The sequence below is a fragment of the Corynebacterium sp. genome (genome assembly GCF_030152825.1).
GTDB lineage: Bacteria > Actinomycetota > Actinomycetes > Mycobacteriales > Mycobacteriaceae > Corynebacterium.
This window is the reverse complement of record NZ_JASLIP010000037.1, coordinates 61,991-76,688: the sequence shown is the minus strand read 5'-3', so window position 1 is coordinate 76,688 and position 14,698 is coordinate 61,991. Positions and strand designations below refer to the sequence as shown.

The 14,698-nt window shown below is 67.2% G+C and carries 15 protein-coding genes; 12 read left to right on the top strand and 3 right to left on the bottom strand.

Annotated features, from left to right (window positions below):
• Positions 1–95 precede the first annotated feature (95 nt).
• The 12 genes from rplU (at position 96) to holA (ending at position 12,318) form a co-directional block, all read left to right on the top strand.
• The gene (gene rplU, locus Q1V78_RS04565) at positions 96–398 is read left to right on the top strand and encodes a 50S ribosomal protein L21 (protein WP_012360616.1); all 303 of its coding nucleotides are present in this window, start codon (positions 96–98) and stop codon (positions 396–398) included.
• Positions 399–461: 63 nt separating this feature from the next.
• Entirely contained in the window at positions 462–728 is a 267-nt protein-coding gene (gene rpmA / locus Q1V78_RS04560; protein WP_012360615.1) for a 50S ribosomal protein L27, read from the top strand.
• Between the two features lie 128 nt (positions 729–856).
• Positions 857–2,371: a GTPase ObgE gene (gene obgE / locus Q1V78_RS04555; protein WP_300612115.1), complete on the top strand. Its 1,515-nt coding sequence runs from the start codon at positions 857–859 to the stop codon at positions 2,369–2,371.
• A 110-nt stretch (positions 2,372–2,481) separates the two neighbouring features.
• Entirely contained in the window at positions 2,482–3,660 is a 1,179-nt protein-coding gene (gene proB, locus Q1V78_RS04550) for a glutamate 5-kinase (RefSeq protein ID WP_300612153.1), read from the top strand.
• Positions 3,661–3,722: 62 nt separating this feature from the next.
• Positions 3,723–5,012: a glutamate-5-semialdehyde dehydrogenase gene (locus tag Q1V78_RS04545; protein ID WP_300612151.1), complete on the top strand. Its 1,290-nt coding sequence runs from the start codon at positions 3,723–3,725 to the stop codon at positions 5,010–5,012.
• Positions 5,013–5,063: 51 nt separating this feature from the next.
• The gene (gene nadD / locus Q1V78_RS04540; protein ID WP_300612113.1) at positions 5,064–5,714 is read left to right on the top strand and encodes a nicotinate-nucleotide adenylyltransferase; all 651 of its coding nucleotides are present in this window, start codon (positions 5,064–5,066) and stop codon (positions 5,712–5,714) included.
• Between the two features lie 117 nt (positions 5,715–5,831).
• Positions 5,832–6,305, top strand: a complete 474-nt coding sequence (gene rsfS / locus Q1V78_RS04535; RefSeq protein ID WP_300612111.1) for a ribosome silencing factor — start codon at positions 5,832–5,834, stop codon at positions 6,303–6,305.
• Between the two features lie 39 nt (positions 6,306–6,344).
• The gene (locus Q1V78_RS04530; protein ID WP_300612109.1) at positions 6,345–7,118 is read left to right on the top strand and encodes a histidine phosphatase family protein; all 774 of its coding nucleotides are present in this window, start codon (positions 6,345–6,347) and stop codon (positions 7,116–7,118) included.
• Entirely contained in the window at positions 7,115–8,098 is a 984-nt protein-coding gene (locus Q1V78_RS04525; RefSeq protein WP_300612107.1) for a DegV family protein, read from the top strand. The genes Q1V78_RS04530 and Q1V78_RS04525 overlap by 4 nt, the downstream gene beginning before the upstream one ends.
• 108 nt (positions 8,099–8,206) lie before the next feature.
• Positions 8,207–9,103: a ComEA family DNA-binding protein gene (locus Q1V78_RS04520; RefSeq protein ID WP_300612105.1), complete on the top strand. Its 897-nt coding sequence runs from the start codon at positions 8,207–8,209 to the stop codon at positions 9,101–9,103.
• On the top strand, positions 9,100–11,307 hold the full coding sequence (locus tag Q1V78_RS04515; RefSeq protein ID WP_300612103.1) for a ComEC/Rec2 family competence protein: 2,208 nt from the start codon (positions 9,100–9,102) through the stop codon (positions 11,305–11,307). The genes Q1V78_RS04520 and Q1V78_RS04515 overlap by 4 nt, the downstream gene beginning before the upstream one ends.
• A gap of 6 nt (positions 11,308–11,313) precedes the next feature.
• A complete protein-coding gene (gene holA / locus Q1V78_RS04510) occupies positions 11,314–12,318 on the top strand; it encodes a DNA polymerase III subunit delta (RefSeq protein WP_300612101.1) in 1,005 nt (334 codons plus the stop codon).
• Positions 12,319–12,410: 92 nt separating this feature from the next.
• Here holA and Q1V78_RS04505 read toward each other — a convergent pair whose 3' ends face one another.
• The 3 genes from Q1V78_RS04505 to Q1V78_RS04495 form a co-directional block, all read right to left on the bottom strand.
• On the bottom strand, positions 12,411–13,439 hold the full coding sequence (locus tag Q1V78_RS04505; protein WP_300612099.1) for an ADP-ribosylglycohydrolase family protein: 1,029 nt from the start codon (positions 13,437–13,439) through the stop codon (positions 12,411–12,413).
• Positions 13,440–13,595: 156 nt separating this feature from the next.
• The gene (rpsT, locus tag Q1V78_RS04500) at positions 13,596–13,859 is read right to left on the bottom strand and encodes a 30S ribosomal protein S20 (protein WP_300612097.1); all 264 of its coding nucleotides are present in this window, start codon (positions 13,857–13,859) and stop codon (positions 13,596–13,598) included.
• Between the two features lie 176 nt (positions 13,860–14,035).
• Positions 14,036–14,605, bottom strand: a complete 570-nt coding sequence (locus tag Q1V78_RS04495) for a type II toxin-antitoxin system PemK/MazF family toxin (protein ID WP_070757614.1) — start codon at positions 14,603–14,605, stop codon at positions 14,036–14,038.
• Positions 14,606–14,698: the final 93 nt, after the last annotated feature.

Sequence of the window (14,698 nt, the reverse complement as noted above, 5' to 3'; positions counted from 1 at the left end):
TTTTGCATATTGTCCAGTCAGGATGCTCGCGTCGCACGTGGGATCGTCGTCGAGAGCTGCCTGAGTCGAAGAGATTTATAAGGGGTAGCCCTACCATGTACGCGATCGTCAAGACCGGCGGCAAGCAGTACAAGGTTGCCGAAGGTGACCTCGTCAAGGTCGAGAAGATCGAGGGTGAGCCAGGTTCCGCCGTGGCTCTCACCCCGGTTCTCGTCGTCGATGGCGCGGATCTGACCTCCGGCGACAAGCTGGAAAACGTCGCCGTGAACGCAGAGATCGTCGAGCACGTTCGTGGCCCGAAGATCCGCGGAATGCACTACAAGAACAAGACCGGATACAAGCGCCGCTGGGGCCACCGTCAGGCCCTGACCGTGCTGAAAATCACCGGCATCAAGTAATAACCGAGACGCGTCCGTGCTGAGTGCGCGGGTGCTCTTACTTCTTCCCGAGGAGGGAGACTCATGGCAACTAAGAAGGGTGCTTCTAGCTCCAGTAACGGTCGCGACTCCGAGGCAAAGCGTCTCGGTGTTAAGCGCTTCGGCGGCCAGCAGGTCAAGGCGGGCGAGATTCTCATCCGGCAGCGCGGCACCAAGTTCCACCCAGGTGTGAACGTTGGTCGCGGCGGCGATGACACGCTGTTCGCACTGAAGGCTGGCGCCGTCCAGTTCTCCACCAAGCGCAACCGTCGCCTGGTGAACATCGTGGAGGACGAGGCCGTCGAGGCTTAAGGCCCGCGGTTTTTCAAAACCTCACGAGCACGAAGCTCCCGCACGTTTCGCCCCATCGGGGCGAGGGCGGGAGCTTCTTTGCATTATTCGCTAAAATTTGAATCCGATCGAAGGAAGGACTTACATCCATGTCGCAATTCGTTGACCGGGTCGTTCTGCACCTCAAAGCCGGCGATGGCGGCAATGGCTGTAACTCCGTGCGCCGCGAGAAGTTCATGCCTCTGGGCGGGCCGGACGGTGGCAACGGTGGCCACGGTGGGGACATCATCCTCGAGGTCGACCCCCAGGTGCACACCCTGCTGGACTTCCGCTTCTCCCCGCACGTGCGCGCCGAGCGCGGCAACAACGGCGCCGGCGACGACCGGCACGGCGCCCGCGGCAAGGACCTGACCCTCCACGTCCCGCCGGGAACCGTCGTCATCGACGAAGACGGCGAGGTCCTCGCCGACCTCGTCAGCCCCGGGCAGAAGGTCATCGTCGCCCAGGGTGGTTTCGGTGGGCTGGGCAACGCCTCCCTGGCCTCCAAGACGCGCAAGGCCCCGGGCTTCGCGCTGCTCGGTGAGCCCGGCGAGCAAAAGGACATCACTCTTGAGCTGAAGTCCATGGCCGACGTCGGCCTCGTGGGCTTCCCCTCGGCGGGTAAGTCCTCCCTGATTTCCGTGCTCTCCGCAGCCAAGCCCAAGATCGCGGACTACCCATTCACCACGCTGGCGCCGAACCTCGGCGTGGTCAGCGTGGATCACGATACCTTCACCATCGCGGACGTCCCGGGCCTCATCCCGGGAGCCAGCGAGGGCCGAGGCCTTGGCCTGGACTTCCTGCGCCACATTGAGCGCACCGCCGTCCTGGCGCACGTGGTGGACGCCGCGGCACTGGAGTCCGAGCGCAACCCCCTGGACGACATCCGCGCGCTCGAGCACGAGCTGGACAGCTACCAGAGTGAGCTCAGCGCCGATGCGGGCCTGGGCGACCTCCGGGAACGTCCCCGCGTCATCATCCTGAACAAGATGGATGTCCCGGACGCCGAGGATATGGCCGACCTGCAGGAGGAGGAGCTGAAGAAGTTCGGCTGGCCGATCTTCCGCATCTCCACGGTCGCGCGCACCGGGCTCAACGAGCTGCGGTTTGCCCTGATGGACATCGTCCGGGAGCACCGCAAGAAGGTCGAGGACACCCCAGAGCCGCAGCAGGTGATCCGCCCGCAATCGGTGGGGCCGAAGCGCAAGGGCCGCTTCGCGGACTTCGAGGTCCACGAGGATAAGCAGAACCCGGGCGCGTTTATCGTCACCGGGCACAAGATCGACCGCTGGATCCTGCAGACCGACTTCGAGAACGACGAGGCCATCGGCTTCCTCGCCGACCGCCTGGCCAAGGCCGGCGTCGAGGAGGCGCTGTGGCAGGCCGGTGCCGTGGACGGCTCCGAGGTCACCATCGGCGGGATCACCTTCGAGTGGGATCCGCAGACCGTGGCGGGCGTGGACCAGACCCCGGCGTACGGCCGTGGCAAGGACCGCCGCCTGGAACAGACGGACCGCGTGACCGCAGAGCAGCGTAAGCGCGCCTCCCAGGCGCGACGCGGGCTGATTGACGAATACGATTACGGCGATGGCGAGGTCGCGGATACCGAACGCTGGCAGGGCTAGTGACGCCCTGAGTACCGAGTGAGATAACGTTTAGATAACTCAAAAGCCTGGGTTTTCATAAGTAATTTGGCATACTGGTGGGCATGTCTGCAGCGAGCAACGAAAATTCAATGCCCACACAGCAGCTAGATGCCACCCTGTTGCCGGAACCCGGCACCGTGCGTCACCGCATCGCTAATGCCAAGCGACTGGTGGTGAAAATCGGATCCTCGTCCCTGACCGACGAGTCCGGCCGCGTGGACCCCGCTCGCATCGACACCATCGCCGATGCTCTGGAAGCTCGCATGGCGGATGACACGGACCTCATCGTCGTCTCCTCCGGTGCAGTGGCCTCGGGTATGGACCCGCTTAGCCTGAGCCGGCGACCCAGCGACCTGGCCACCAAGCAGGCAGCAGCCTCGGTAGGCCAGGTGCTGCTCGCCCAGGAGTGGGGGCGGAGTTTCGCCCGCTATGGCCGCACTATTGGTCAGGTTCTCCTGACCGCCGCCGACGCCGGCCGTCGCGACCGCGCCCGCAACGCGCAGCGCACCATCGACCGCCTGCGCCAGCTCTCCGCCGTGCCCATCGTCAACGAAAACGATACGGTCGCGACCTCCGAGATGCGCTTCGGCGATAACGACCGCCTCGCCGCCATCGTCTCCCACCTCGTCTTCGCGGACGCCCTCGTCCTGCTCTCCGACGTCGACGGTCTCTACGACCGCAACCCGAACGAGCCGGACGCGCAGTTCGTTTCTGAGGTGCGCAGCAGCAATGACCTCTCAGGTGTCGCAGCCGGCGATGGTGGTCGCCTCGGCACCGGCGGCATGGCCGCGAAGGTCACCGCGGCCCGCCTCGCCTCCCGCGCGGGCGTTCCGGTGCTCCTGACTTCCACCGAGAACATCGCCCCCGCCCTGGAAAGCGCCTCCGTGGGCACCTGCTTCTGGCCGAAGGAGGACCGCCTGTCCGCCTGGAAGTTCTGGGTGCTCTACGCCGCCGAGTCCCGCGGCGCACTGCAGCTCGACGACGGAGCGAAGGCGGCCGTGGTCGACGGGAACAAATCCCTCCTCGCAGTCGGTGTCACCCAGGTCATGGGTGACTTCCACCGTGGCGACATCGTGGACCTCGTGGACAGCGACGGAAAGATCTTCGGTCGCGGCGAGGTCAACTACGACGCCACCGACCTGGTTCCGATGCTGGGGCGCCACACCTCGGAGCTTCCGGGCGACGCGCAGCGCCCCGTGATTCACACCGATTACCTCTCTTATTACGCCAACCGCCAGCCGCCCCGCCGCCAGCAGCTGCTTATTTAGTCACGCGATTCCGGAGCCCCACCAGAGGCAACCCCAAATTTTCCCTAGTATGAAGAGGCATGATGAGCGAAAAGAACGATAACCTTTCCCCACAGCGTCAAGCCGAGCGCGAAGAAGTGCTCGAGAAGGCCGCCAAGGCGAAGCAGGCCAGCCGGGTCGTGCTCACCACCCAGCAGAAGAATGACCTACTGCTCGCCGCCGCCGAGGCGCTGATCGCCAACACTGACGCGATCCTCGAGGCCAATGCCAAGGACGTCGCCGCGGGCCGCGAGGCCGGTTTCGACGAGGCTCTGATCGACCGTCTCGCCCTGGACGCCGGCCGCATCGAAGGCATCGCCGGCGGGCTGCGCCAGATCGTCGGCCTGCCGGACCCGGTGGGAGAGGTCGTCCGCGGCCACACCCGCCCGAACGGCATCGACCTCAAGCAGGTCCGCACCCCGCTCGGCGTGATGGGCATGGTCTACGAGGCCCGCCCGAACGTCACCGTCGACGCCTTCGGCCTGGCCATCAAGTCCGGCAACGTCCCGCTGCTGCGCGGCTCCCGCTCCGCCCGCCAGACCAACGAGAAGCTGGTGGAGCTGCTGCAGGACGTCGCCGCCGAGCAGGGCCTTACCCGCGACATCGTCCAGCTGCTGCCGTGCGATAGCCACGACTCCGTCCAGGACCTGGTCACTGCCCGCGGCCTTGTCGACGTCGTCATTCCGCGCGGTGGGGCGCGCCTGATCGAGGCGGTTGTTCTGAACGCGACCGTTCCCGCGATCGAGACGGGCACGGGCAAGTGCCACTTCTACATCGACGCCTCCGCCGACCTGGACGAGGCGATCGAGCTGCTGCTCAACGGTAAGACCCGCCGCTGCTCGGTGTGCAATGCGACCGAGGCCGTTCTGCTGGATGCGGCCCTCTCTGAAGACGCCAAGAAGCGCGTCTTCGCCGAACTGGCTGCCGCCGGCGTGCGCGTCCACGGCGTGAAGGCCGAGCTGGATAGCCTGGCCGAGGACGTGGTGGAAGCCACCGAGGAGGACTGGACCGACGAGTACTTGAGCTTCGACATCGCCGCCGCGATCGTGGACGGGGTGCGCGGCGCGGTGGAGCACATCACCACCTACAGCTCCGGCCACACTGAGGGGATCTCCGCGCGCGACTACGAGGTGCTGCGCTACTTCGAGAAGCACGTGGATGCCGCCGCGCTCTCCCTGAACACCTCCACCGCCTGGACGGATGGCGAGGAGTTCGGCTTCGGCGCCGAGATCGGCATTTCCACCCAGAAGCTGCACGCCCGCGGGCCGATGGGTCTTCCGGAGCTCACGAGCACCAAGTGGGTGCTCACTGGTGAGGGCCAGACCCGTCCCTAGGCGACACAGTGCGCACCGGCCCCGCGACCCCGGTGCGCTAGCCTAAGCAGCATGACTAACACCCCGTCCCCGGCCGCGGAGGCTCCCGCGACCCCCGACTCGCCGCGCCGCGTCGGCGTCATGGGTGGGACTTTTGACCCCATCCACAATGGCCACCTGGTCGCCGCGAGCGAGGTCGCGGACCGCTTCGACCTGGACGTCGTCGTCTTCGTCCCCACCGGGCAGCCCTGGCAGAAGAAGGGCAAGCGGGTCTCCCCGGCAGAGGACCGCTACCTGATGACCGTCATCGCGACGGCCGCGAACCCGAGTTTCCGGGTCTCACGGGCGGACATCGACCGTGGGGGAAACACCTACACGGTCGACACGCTGGCGGATATGCGCAAGATCTACCCGGACGCGGAGCTGTTCTTCATCACCGGCGCGGACGCGCTGAACCAGATCATCACCTGGCGGGACTGGGAATCCATGTTCGACCTGGCAAACTTCGTCGGGGTGACCCGGCCTGGTTACGAGCTCTCGATGCTGGACTCCCCGCTGGCCCGGGAAGTAGAAGCCGGGCGGCTCAGCCTGGTGGAGATCCCCGCGATGGCGATCTCCTCCACGGACTGCCGGGAGCGCGCGAAGAGCGGTCGACCGGTATGGTACCTCGTCCCCGACGGGGTGGTGCAGTACATCGCCAAGCACCGCATGTACGTGGATTAGGCGCCATTCAGCAACCCACGGCGCCCCGCGCTGCCCGACGCGCCGGGAACAGGCGGAACCCTCGCGGGTGCCCCGCTATCATGGGAGCCAGAGCATACTTCTTTAGAAAGGTTTCGCTTGACCGCACAACCAGAATCCATCGCCCTCGCCGGTCTCGCTGCCCAGGCGGCAGATGAGAAGAAGGGCGAAGACATCCTCGTCATCGACGTCTCCAACCGCCTGGCCATTATCGACTGCTTCGTCATCGTCACCGGCGATAACGAGCGCCACGTGCAGTCCATCGTTGACGAAGTCGAGGATCACCTGGCCGAAAATGGCACGAAGCCCCTGCGCCGCGAGGGCCGCGGCGAGGGACTGTGGGTGCTGCTGGACTACGGCGACGTCGTCGTCCACGTGCAGCGCCGCGCCGAGCGCGAGTACTACGCGCTGGACCGTCTCTTCCTCGACGTCCCGCAGATCGAGGTCGAGGGCGTGGAGCAGGTCGACCGTGGTGACAACTGGGCCCCGGACGCTGAGGTGGATGTCCTCGACGTCCAGACCATCGACGACCTGCCGCTGGCTGGTCCAGAGCCCGACGCCGACGAGATCTAAAACCAGCAAAAATCCAACACGACCGAGAAGAACACCGCCATGACCACTAACGCGAGCCAGCGCAGGCTCATCCTGATGCGCCACGGAGAGACGGAGTACAACTCCGCGGGGCGCATGCAGGGTCAGCTGGACACCCCGCTATCGGAGGTCGGCCGGCAGCAAGCCCGCGACGTCGCCGCGGTGGCCCGCGACTGGGATGTCACGAAGGTGGTCGCCTCCGACCTGGAGCGCGCGGTGGAGACGGCGAGTATCGTCGCCGAGGCCTGGGGGCTGGACGTCGACGTCGACCCCCGCTTCCGGGAAACGCACCTGGGGGACTGGCAGGGCGGGTCGCACACCGAAATCGATGAGCAGTACCCCGGCCAGCGGGCCTATTGGCGCCATGATCCGCGCTGGTCACCACCGCGTGGGGAGACCCGGCTGGATGTGGCCGAGCGCACCGCCGCTGGGATCGCCGACCTCATGGCCTCCGATGCCTTCGAGGGCACGGTGCTGGTGGTGGCGCACGGCGGGTCGATCGCGGCACTGACCTCGCGCTTGCTGGACGTCCCGGCGGAGCACTACCCGGTATTCGCCCGGCTCGGCAACGCGCGCTGGGCCGAGCTGGTGGCGCGCCCGCGCTTCCCGGTGACTGAGCAGGGGGATGGGCCGCAGACCGCGCCTGCGGTGGACGGTTCGACCGTCCCGGAGGTGCCGGACGCCGAGTCTGAGTGGTGGCGCAGCCCGCGTTGGTACCTGGAGGGCTGGAACATCGGAGTGCAGGATTCGGGTCAGCAGCTGGAGAACCCGGATGAAGGGGGAGCAGTACGGTGACCGTTCATGTGATCACGGATTCCTCCAGCTGCCTGCCCCGCGAGCTCGCCGACGCCGCGGGCGTGACGGTGGTGGATCTCTACACCTCGGGGCAGGGGGCAGAGAAGACCACCGCGGGGCTGGGCGCATTGGAGCTGACCGCAAACTATGCCCGCCTGCTGGAACGCAGCGGCGACGAAGGCGTGGTCGCGCTGCATCTGTCCAAGGAGCTGTCCTCTACCTGGTCTAACGCCGTGACTGCCGCTGGGGTGTTGGAGGGCAAGGTGCGCGTCATGGACACGAACACGGCGGGTATGACGCTCGGCTACGCCGCACTGGAGGCCGCCCGGGTGGCTCGCGCCGGGGGCAGCCTCGACGAGGTGGCTGATGCCGCAGACCGGGTGCTGAGCACCGCGACCCTGTGGCTGTATGTGCACAAGATCGATAGCCTTCGCCGGGGTGGGCGCCTGTCCACCGCGCGCACGCTGCTGACCACCGCTCTGGCGATTAAGCCGATCCTCAAGCTTGCGGACGGGGAGCTGCAGCTGGCGGCGAAGACCCGCACCCAGGCCAAGGCGATGGCGAAGCTGGTGGAGATGGCCAGCGAGGTCGTCGTGGCGGAGGTTGATGCCGCGGCCGAGGAAGGGCGGAAGCCCCGGCGCATGAAGGTCGGGATCATGCAGTCGGAGGCCGTGGAACCGGCCAATCACCTGAAGCAGATGATCGAGGGGCGGCTGGCTGAACTCCCGGCGGAGCTGGTGGAGCGGGCCCTGAAGACGGAGAAGTCGAAGAAGTCCGAGAAGGCAGAGAAGGCTGATAAAGCCGACAAGGCGACGAAGACTGCGCAGGAGGCCACGGCGGAGACTGCCGATGGGGGTGATTCGGCTGGGCCGACGCCACCGGCCCTGCCTGAGGTCGACGTCGAGCTCTACGAGGTCTCCGAAGGGCTCGCGGTCCACACCGGTCCGGGCGCGATCGGCGTGGCCATGGTCTGCGAATAACACGCTCCATCCACAGGCCGGGGTTGTCCACAGGCTCCAGGGGTTTTGGCATGGGGGTTGCTTCCTGCCGCGGTGGGAGTGGGTGGCGACCGTGATTCGCTGGGCGGCATGGGAGGCAATTTTCAACGCAAGCAGGATCACAGCGCGCTCCAGGAGCGGATCGCCGCGCTGACCCAGCCGATGCCGGGGCACGAGACGGCGCTTGTGGACTTCGAGAAGCGCTCCTGGTTGAGCGCTGCGTCGGCGAAAGTGCTGGTGGGGATCGTCGCCGCCGTGGTGATCGCGGTGGGTGGCATCGGATTGCTCACTCGGACAGATGACGAGGCGAAGGACGTGATTAACCCGGCGGGCAGGAACATTAATAGCGAGGATGCCGAGAGGGTGCTTTCGGCGGATGGGGACGGGGCTGACGGTGCTGCCGGTGATGGGGGCGCTGGAGCCGACGCCACCAGCCAGGGCGGTGGCTCCGGTGCGGCGGCGGGTGACGGGAAGCAGGACGACGACGCGGCGGTCGTCGTTTCCGTGCAGGGCAAGGTGCGCACCCCGGGGCTGCTGGAGATGACCGGAAAACAGCGGCTGGGGGATGCGATCAATAAGGCCGGCGGGGCATTGCCTGGGGCGAATCTCAATAACGTGAACTTGGCCGAGAAGGTCTCTGACGGACTGCAGATCGTCGTGGACCAGCACGGTTCCTATGTGCTGCGGCCAGGTGAGGCCGGGCCGGCTGGTGCTGGTGGCCCGTCGGGCGGTGCAGCGGATGGTACGTCGGCTGGCGGCTCTGGTGGTAGCGGGGCCGGGGGAGGTGCAGCTGGCGGGAAGGTCAACATTAACTCCGCGGACGCCACGCAGCTCGAAACCTTGGACGGGGTGGGACCTGCGACGGCCAAGGCGATCGTCGAATGGCGGGAGGCCAACGGGCCATTCCGCTCCGTGGAGCAGCTCATGGAGGTCCGTGGCATCGGGCCGGGCAAACTCGCTGCGATGAAGGACGGGGTCAGCTTGTGAGCGTGCGGAGCCTCGCGGGTGAGCAGAACCAGCCCGTGGAACCGGTGGCGGATCGTAGGCCCCCGGAGGCGGCCCGAGATCCGCGCTCGCCCGATGCGCAGCGTGCCCGCCGTGGCCCGGACCTCAGGCTGCTGCTTCCCGCCGCGGCCGCGTGGGCCGCGACGGCAGCGACGATTCTGCTTCGGGGCCCGTGGGTGGCGGTCGCTGCGGTGGGCCTTGCGGTCATTGCGGCGGCGGTGCTGGTCTCATCATGGGTGCGCAGCTACCTGCGCTGGCGCGGGCTGCTTCGGGCGGCCGCGTGGAACCTCGTGGTCGCGGCGGCGATCGCCAGCCTGGCCGCAGCGGGCACAGCGCTGCAGGTCAGCCGGGTGGATAATCACCCGATGATGCGTGAACTCAACTCCAGCGAATCGGCAGGCCGGCAAGGTGAGAAAAACGAGGAGGGGGCGCGGGGCCACTACCGGGGAGAGGTCACCATCGCCGGTGGGGCACGGGTGCTTAACGGCGGCAGCCTAAAGATCCCGGTACAGATCACTGGGCTGGGAGAGCTGCCGCTGTTTGTTAACGACCGCCACCGAAGCCCGGAGCTGCTTAATGCTCAGCCCGGCACCACCCTCGAGCTCGCGGCGACGGTGCGGGCCGATGAACGCCCTGGGCTGGTGCCCGCCAGACTATCCGCGACCAGGGAGCCCACCATCACGGCAGAACCACGGGGCCTCATGGGGATCTCCGCACGGCTGCGCCGGAACATCAACGAGCTGGCCAGCGCCGGACCGATAGCGACGTTAGCCAACCATGCCTGGTTTTCCGGTGCGGAGGCGTTGATCCCCGGCATGCTCATCGGGGATATCTCACAGATGCCCCAGGACATTCGGCAGCACTATATCGTCAGCGGACTTTCCCACCTGACCGCCGTCTCCGGGCTGCACGTCGCCGTGCTCATCAGCGCGGTGACCATCGCCGCCACCGCGTGCGGGGTGTCCCGGCGGGGCAGGTGGGTCATCGTCATGGGCGCCCTCGTGGCCTTCGCGATAGTGGTGGGTCCGCTGCCGAGCATCCTGCGCGCCGGGTTCATGGGAATCGTCGGGGCGGTGGCGGTGTTGAGCTCCCGTTGGAGTGACTCGCTGGCAGCCCTCGGCGGGGCGGTCCTGGTTCTGGTGCTGATCCGCCCCGGCATGGCGGTGGAGTACGGCCTGCTGCTCTCGGTGCTGGCGACCGTGGCGATCGTGACTGCCGGACCCCGGATTGGCCACTGGCTCATCGTGGGTTGGGGCCGGTTCACCCAGCGCCGCTGGGCTCGCGAGCCACGGGTGGTCGAGGGGATGATCCTGCGCGCTCTTGCGGTCTCCTTCGTCGCCGATGTGGCGACGCAGCCGGCGATCGTCATGATGACGGGCATCGTCTCGCCCGCGGCGGTGCCCGCCAACCTTGCGGTGGGGTGGGCGGTCGCCCCACTGATGGTGCTGGCGCTCGCTGCCTGCCTCGTCGGCAGCGCTGCCTTGCTCCTCGGTATACCTGCGGGACTGGCCGCCTGGCTGCTCGTCCCTGCGGCCCCGGCGGCGTGGTGGATCCACGCCGTGGCCGAGCGTTGCTCGCGCACCTGGGTGCTGCACACCCCTGGCGGCCCCGGGTGGGCGCTGGCTTGGGCAGCGATGCTCGGGACGATGATCCTCGCAGCCATGGGCGTGCTGTGGTGGCAGACCATCCCCGCGCTCTTCGCCTGCGCGATGCTCCTCGTACGCATCGGCACCTGGCAGCTCGGGCCCTATGAGGCAGCGGCACCCGCGCCGGGTTGGGGCAGCGACCTCGGTGCCGAGCCACACTGGACGGTAGCGGTCTGCGGTCGGGACGGCGAAACAAGCGGCTGGGAGCTTCGCTATCCCACCGGCACGCGCCAGCCCTGCCAGACGCCGCGGGGAAAGCTCACACTGCAAGCGGGTGGCGTCGTCGAAAAGGAAGGGGAACAGGCCGCGGCCGGAGAGCCGAAGGTGGTGACGGTGAGCAGCGACGCGCAGGCCCTCAGCGTCTGGGAGGCAGCGCTCATCGTCGTGCTGGACTGTGCAGGGCCCGCCGAGGGCAAGGGGAGGCGCAGCCATGGGCGGCCGAGCCAGACGCCGGGTGGGGTTCCCGTGCACTATCCCTGCGCCGATGGGGCGGGGCTGCTCACACCGAAGGGGCTGGTTGTTTCCGGTGGGCCGCGATGATCTGGCATGATTTTGGGCATGGCACGTGGCAAACAGGCGAGCAAGAAACCCCCGGCGATCTCCGCGGTCAACATGATCGTGGGCGCGGAGGAATTCCTCGCCGAGCGGCAATGCTTCGCCATCGTCCACGCGGCTCGCAAGAACGCGGGCAACCCAGAGCTACCCGTGGAGCTGCACAAGGCCACCAACTTGAGCGAGCCGCAGCTCATCGAGTTGCTGAGCCCCTCGCTGTTCGCAGAGGACCGGATCGTGGTGATCTCCGGGGTTGCGGACTGCGGGAAGGAGACGGTGGCGCTGCTGAAGTCCGCCATCGAAACCCCGGCTGATGGCGTGGTGCTGATCCTGCTGCACAGCGGGAAGGGCCGCAATAAGCGGCTGGTCAACGAGTGGCAGAAGCTCGGCGTGCGGATCTTCCCGGCAGAGCCGCTCCGGCCCCGGGAGCGGCGGTCCTTCGTGGAGCAGGAGTTCCGCTCCTATGGGGTGAGCGTGAGCCCCGAGGTCGTGGACCGCATGCTCGACTCGGTGGGCTCCGATCTGCGCGAGCTGGCGAGTGCGGTGAGCCAGCTGGTCGCCGACACCGATGCGAACGTCACCCCCGATGCGGTGCAGCGCTACTACCAAGGGCAGGCGGAGGTCACCGGCTTCGATATCGCGGACCTGGTGCTGGCCGGCAGGCAGGGGGAGGCGGTGGCCGCAGCGCGCCGGGCGATCCAGCTGGGCGTGCCACTGGTTCTCATCGCCTCGGCGCTGTCCACCGCGATGCGAGACGTGGCGCGCGTGGCCGGTGCCGGACGGATCGACCCACGCAGGGACGCGTCGGCCTTCGGTATGGCGCCCTGGAAGCTGGAGAAGACGCTGCGGGTGGCCAGGCAATGGCCCCCGGCGGCGGTGTCCCGGGGTGTGCAGCTGGTCGCGCAGCTGGATGCTGGGGTGAAGGGGCAGCTGCCCGCCCCGGAGTATGCGGTGGAGGACATGGTGCGACAGCTCGCGGGGCTCATCGCCCGCCGCTAGCGCTCTGGCCCTAGCCCCCGCCAACCCCATCCAGCGGCCCATGGTGTGTCGCCCGCTCCCCAGGGGAGCGAGCCGCCCGCGACGCGAGGAAACTAAGCGCCGAAGCCTGCCCAGACCCCGGAGTGGATCGCCTGGTCGTAGCGGGACCCGAAGTCGTAATCGCGGGTCGCCTCCCAGCGGGTGTCCGCCAGGTGCGCGCCGATCAGCGCGCCCGTGAGCGCCGCGCGGGAGTTGCGGTTGCCCTCCCAGCTCACGGCGACGTGCAGGAAGTCCTGCGGGGCGTAGCGCTCGGCGTTGTCCAGGTAAAGCTGCGCCAGCAGCAGCGCGGAGGCCGTCGCGGAGCCCGCGCCCCAGCCACGCCCCAGGATCTTCAGGAACTTGTGGGCATCGCGGTAGAGCTCCTCGAAGTCGCCGTTGGCCAGCATGGGGCTGATCACCTTGCGCACCTCGATCACTCGGTTGACCAGCTCGATGAGCGGCACATCCGGGCCCGGCAGGTCCGTGATCAGCGCGTTCTCCAGGTCCTCGATGATGTCCGACTTCTCCTGGTCGGTGAGGATCGTGTCCTCATCGAAGTGCCGGTCGCCCGCCAGCCCGGAGGCCACGTCGAGCAGGTCAGAACCAGGATCCGCGAGCAGCGCGCAGGCCACGACCGCTGCCGCCGCACGTGCCGGGCAGGAGTCGTGGGTCAGCGTCGTCTGCAGCACGCTCCAGCCCACGCCGGTGCCGCCCTGACCGAGGAACGCGGAGGCCGAGGAGCGCAGCACCGCGCCCGAACCAGGGGAGTGGGTGGATACCTTGTCCCACTCCTTGGGGCCGTGTTCTAGCAGGCGGTCCAGGGACTCGGTGTTCGACGCGCCCGGGTAGCGCTGGTAGTCCGGGTCCCGGCGGTACGCGATGAACTGGTTGGCGATGGTCTCCATGCCCTCGTCGCGGTCCATGTCGCCCTCGTCGATTGCCCGCATCGCGGCGGTCAGCGCCAGCGTCATCTGCGTGTCGTCGCTGATCTTCAGCTGATCCGGCAGCGGGGTGCTGTCCGACTGGGGCTCGGCGTTATAAGGAAAGCCCCATGCGTCCCCCAACGCGGTGCCGAACAGTGCCGAACGGAAGCGTTCCTTCATAGAACTTGTGGCTCCTTGGATTCTCAAAAGAGGAGTGCGAAATTGCGGTTTCGCAGGAAAGCAAAAAGGGACCGGAGAACCGATCCCTTCGTACTCTAGTGGAACCCCGCGGCGGAGAAATCCCCGCGCTGCGCGATCCCCCTGAAACGGCGTACTTTACTTCATGCCGTTCAGGTGTGCGGCCATGCGGGACTTCTTGTTCGCCGCGTTGTTGCGGTGCAGAACGCCCTTGGTGACGGCCTTGTCGTACAGACGAGCAGCAACGCGCATCTGCTTCTCGGCTGCGTCCTTGTCGTCGGCCTCCACGAGTGCGTGGAACTTGCGGGACTCGGTGCGCAGACGGGAGCGGACTGCCTTGTTGCGCTGACGTGCGATCTCGTTGGTGAGAACGCGCTTCTTGGTCTGCTTGATGTTTGCCATGTGCTGGCTACCTCTTCCTTAAAAATCAGTGTTCGTGAAAACCATGGTGGCCGAGTGTGTCCAACGACGTTCTCTCACACGATGCCCAAGGTCCTGCGCCGTGCGGCCGGTGGCCCGAATCCGCCATGGGGAACTCGACGGATTTTAGCAGCTGCGTGACGCGAAGCCTAACCGGCCTAGTGCCAGCCGTAGTCCTCGCGGAGCCGCTGGGCGATGCGGTCGTAACGGCGTTCCGGCATGTGCAGTCCGCGCCGCAGGATCTGTGACTCCGGAATCTCGAGGATCTTGTCGAGGCGCACCCAGCTTTCGCTGCGGTTCATATCCCACGCGCCTGGCCCGATCGCGGTCCAGTTGTCGTGGTTGCGGTGCTCTTCGTTCGACGAGATCAGCAGGGTCAGCAGCGTGTGGTGGTTACGTCCGACGATGAGGACGGCGCGTCGTTGGATCTCGGCCCCACGGTTGGGGCGGATGTCCGCCCACACCACCTCACCGGGGTCCGCCTGACCGTCCATGTCTGGCGCGTAGATCGTGGCGCGCGCATGCACGTGCGTGGGTGTCTTCACGGTGGGCTCGGGCGGCACGTAGCGCACGCTCGCGGATTCCGTGAGCCCCAGCTCGGAGTTCAATAGCTCGAGCCCCTCGGCCAGGTTCCCGTAGTGCCGGAAGTGCCGGTTGAGCAGCCGGGTGATCCGGCCGGGCCGATCCTGCTGCTTCGGTTGCGGTGGCGTCCTGTCGAAAAGGGGCATAGCGCTGATCTTATCGCGCCCGGTAGGCGGGGCGTGCGGAACGAGGCGCGACGATAGTGCACAATCCGCGGAACATAGTAGTGTTTGGATAGC

Coding starts and splice junctions, on each gene's coding strand:
- rplU (WP_012360616.1), top strand. CDS start 96: ATGTACGCGATCGTCAAGACCGGCGGCAAGCAGTACAAGGTTGCCGAA.
- rpmA (WP_012360615.1), top strand. CDS start 462: ATGGCAACTAAGAAGGGTGCTTCTAGCTCCAGTAACGGTCGCGACTCC.
- obgE (WP_300612115.1), top strand. CDS start 857: ATGTCGCAATTCGTTGACCGGGTCGTTCTGCACCTCAAAGCCGGCGAT.
- proB (WP_300612153.1), top strand. CDS start 2,482: ATGCCCACACAGCAGCTAGATGCCACCCTGTTGCCGGAACCCGGCACC.
- Q1V78_RS04545 (WP_300612151.1), top strand. CDS start 3,723: ATGAGCGAAAAGAACGATAACCTTTCCCCACAGCGTCAAGCCGAGCGC.
- nadD (WP_300612113.1), top strand. CDS start 5,064: ATGACTAACACCCCGTCCCCGGCCGCGGAGGCTCCCGCGACCCCCGAC.
- Q1V78_RS04530 (WP_300612109.1), top strand. CDS start 6,345: ATGACCACTAACGCGAGCCAGCGCAGGCTCATCCTGATGCGCCACGGA.
- Q1V78_RS04520 (WP_300612105.1), top strand. CDS start 8,207: ATGGGAGGCAATTTTCAACGCAAGCAGGATCACAGCGCGCTCCAGGAG.
- holA (WP_300612101.1), top strand. CDS start 11,314: ATGATTTTGGGCATGGCACGTGGCAAACAGGCGAGCAAGAAACCCCCG.
- Q1V78_RS04505 (WP_300612099.1), bottom strand. CDS start 13,439: ATGAAGGAACGCTTCCGTTCGGCACTGTTCGGCACCGCGTTGGGGGAC.
- rpsT (WP_300612097.1), bottom strand. CDS start 13,859: ATGGCAAACATCAAGCAGACCAAGAAGCGCGTTCTCACCAACGAGATC.
- Q1V78_RS04495 (WP_070757614.1), bottom strand. CDS start 14,605: ATGCCCCTTTTCGACAGGACGCCACCGCAACCGAAGCAGCAGGATCGG.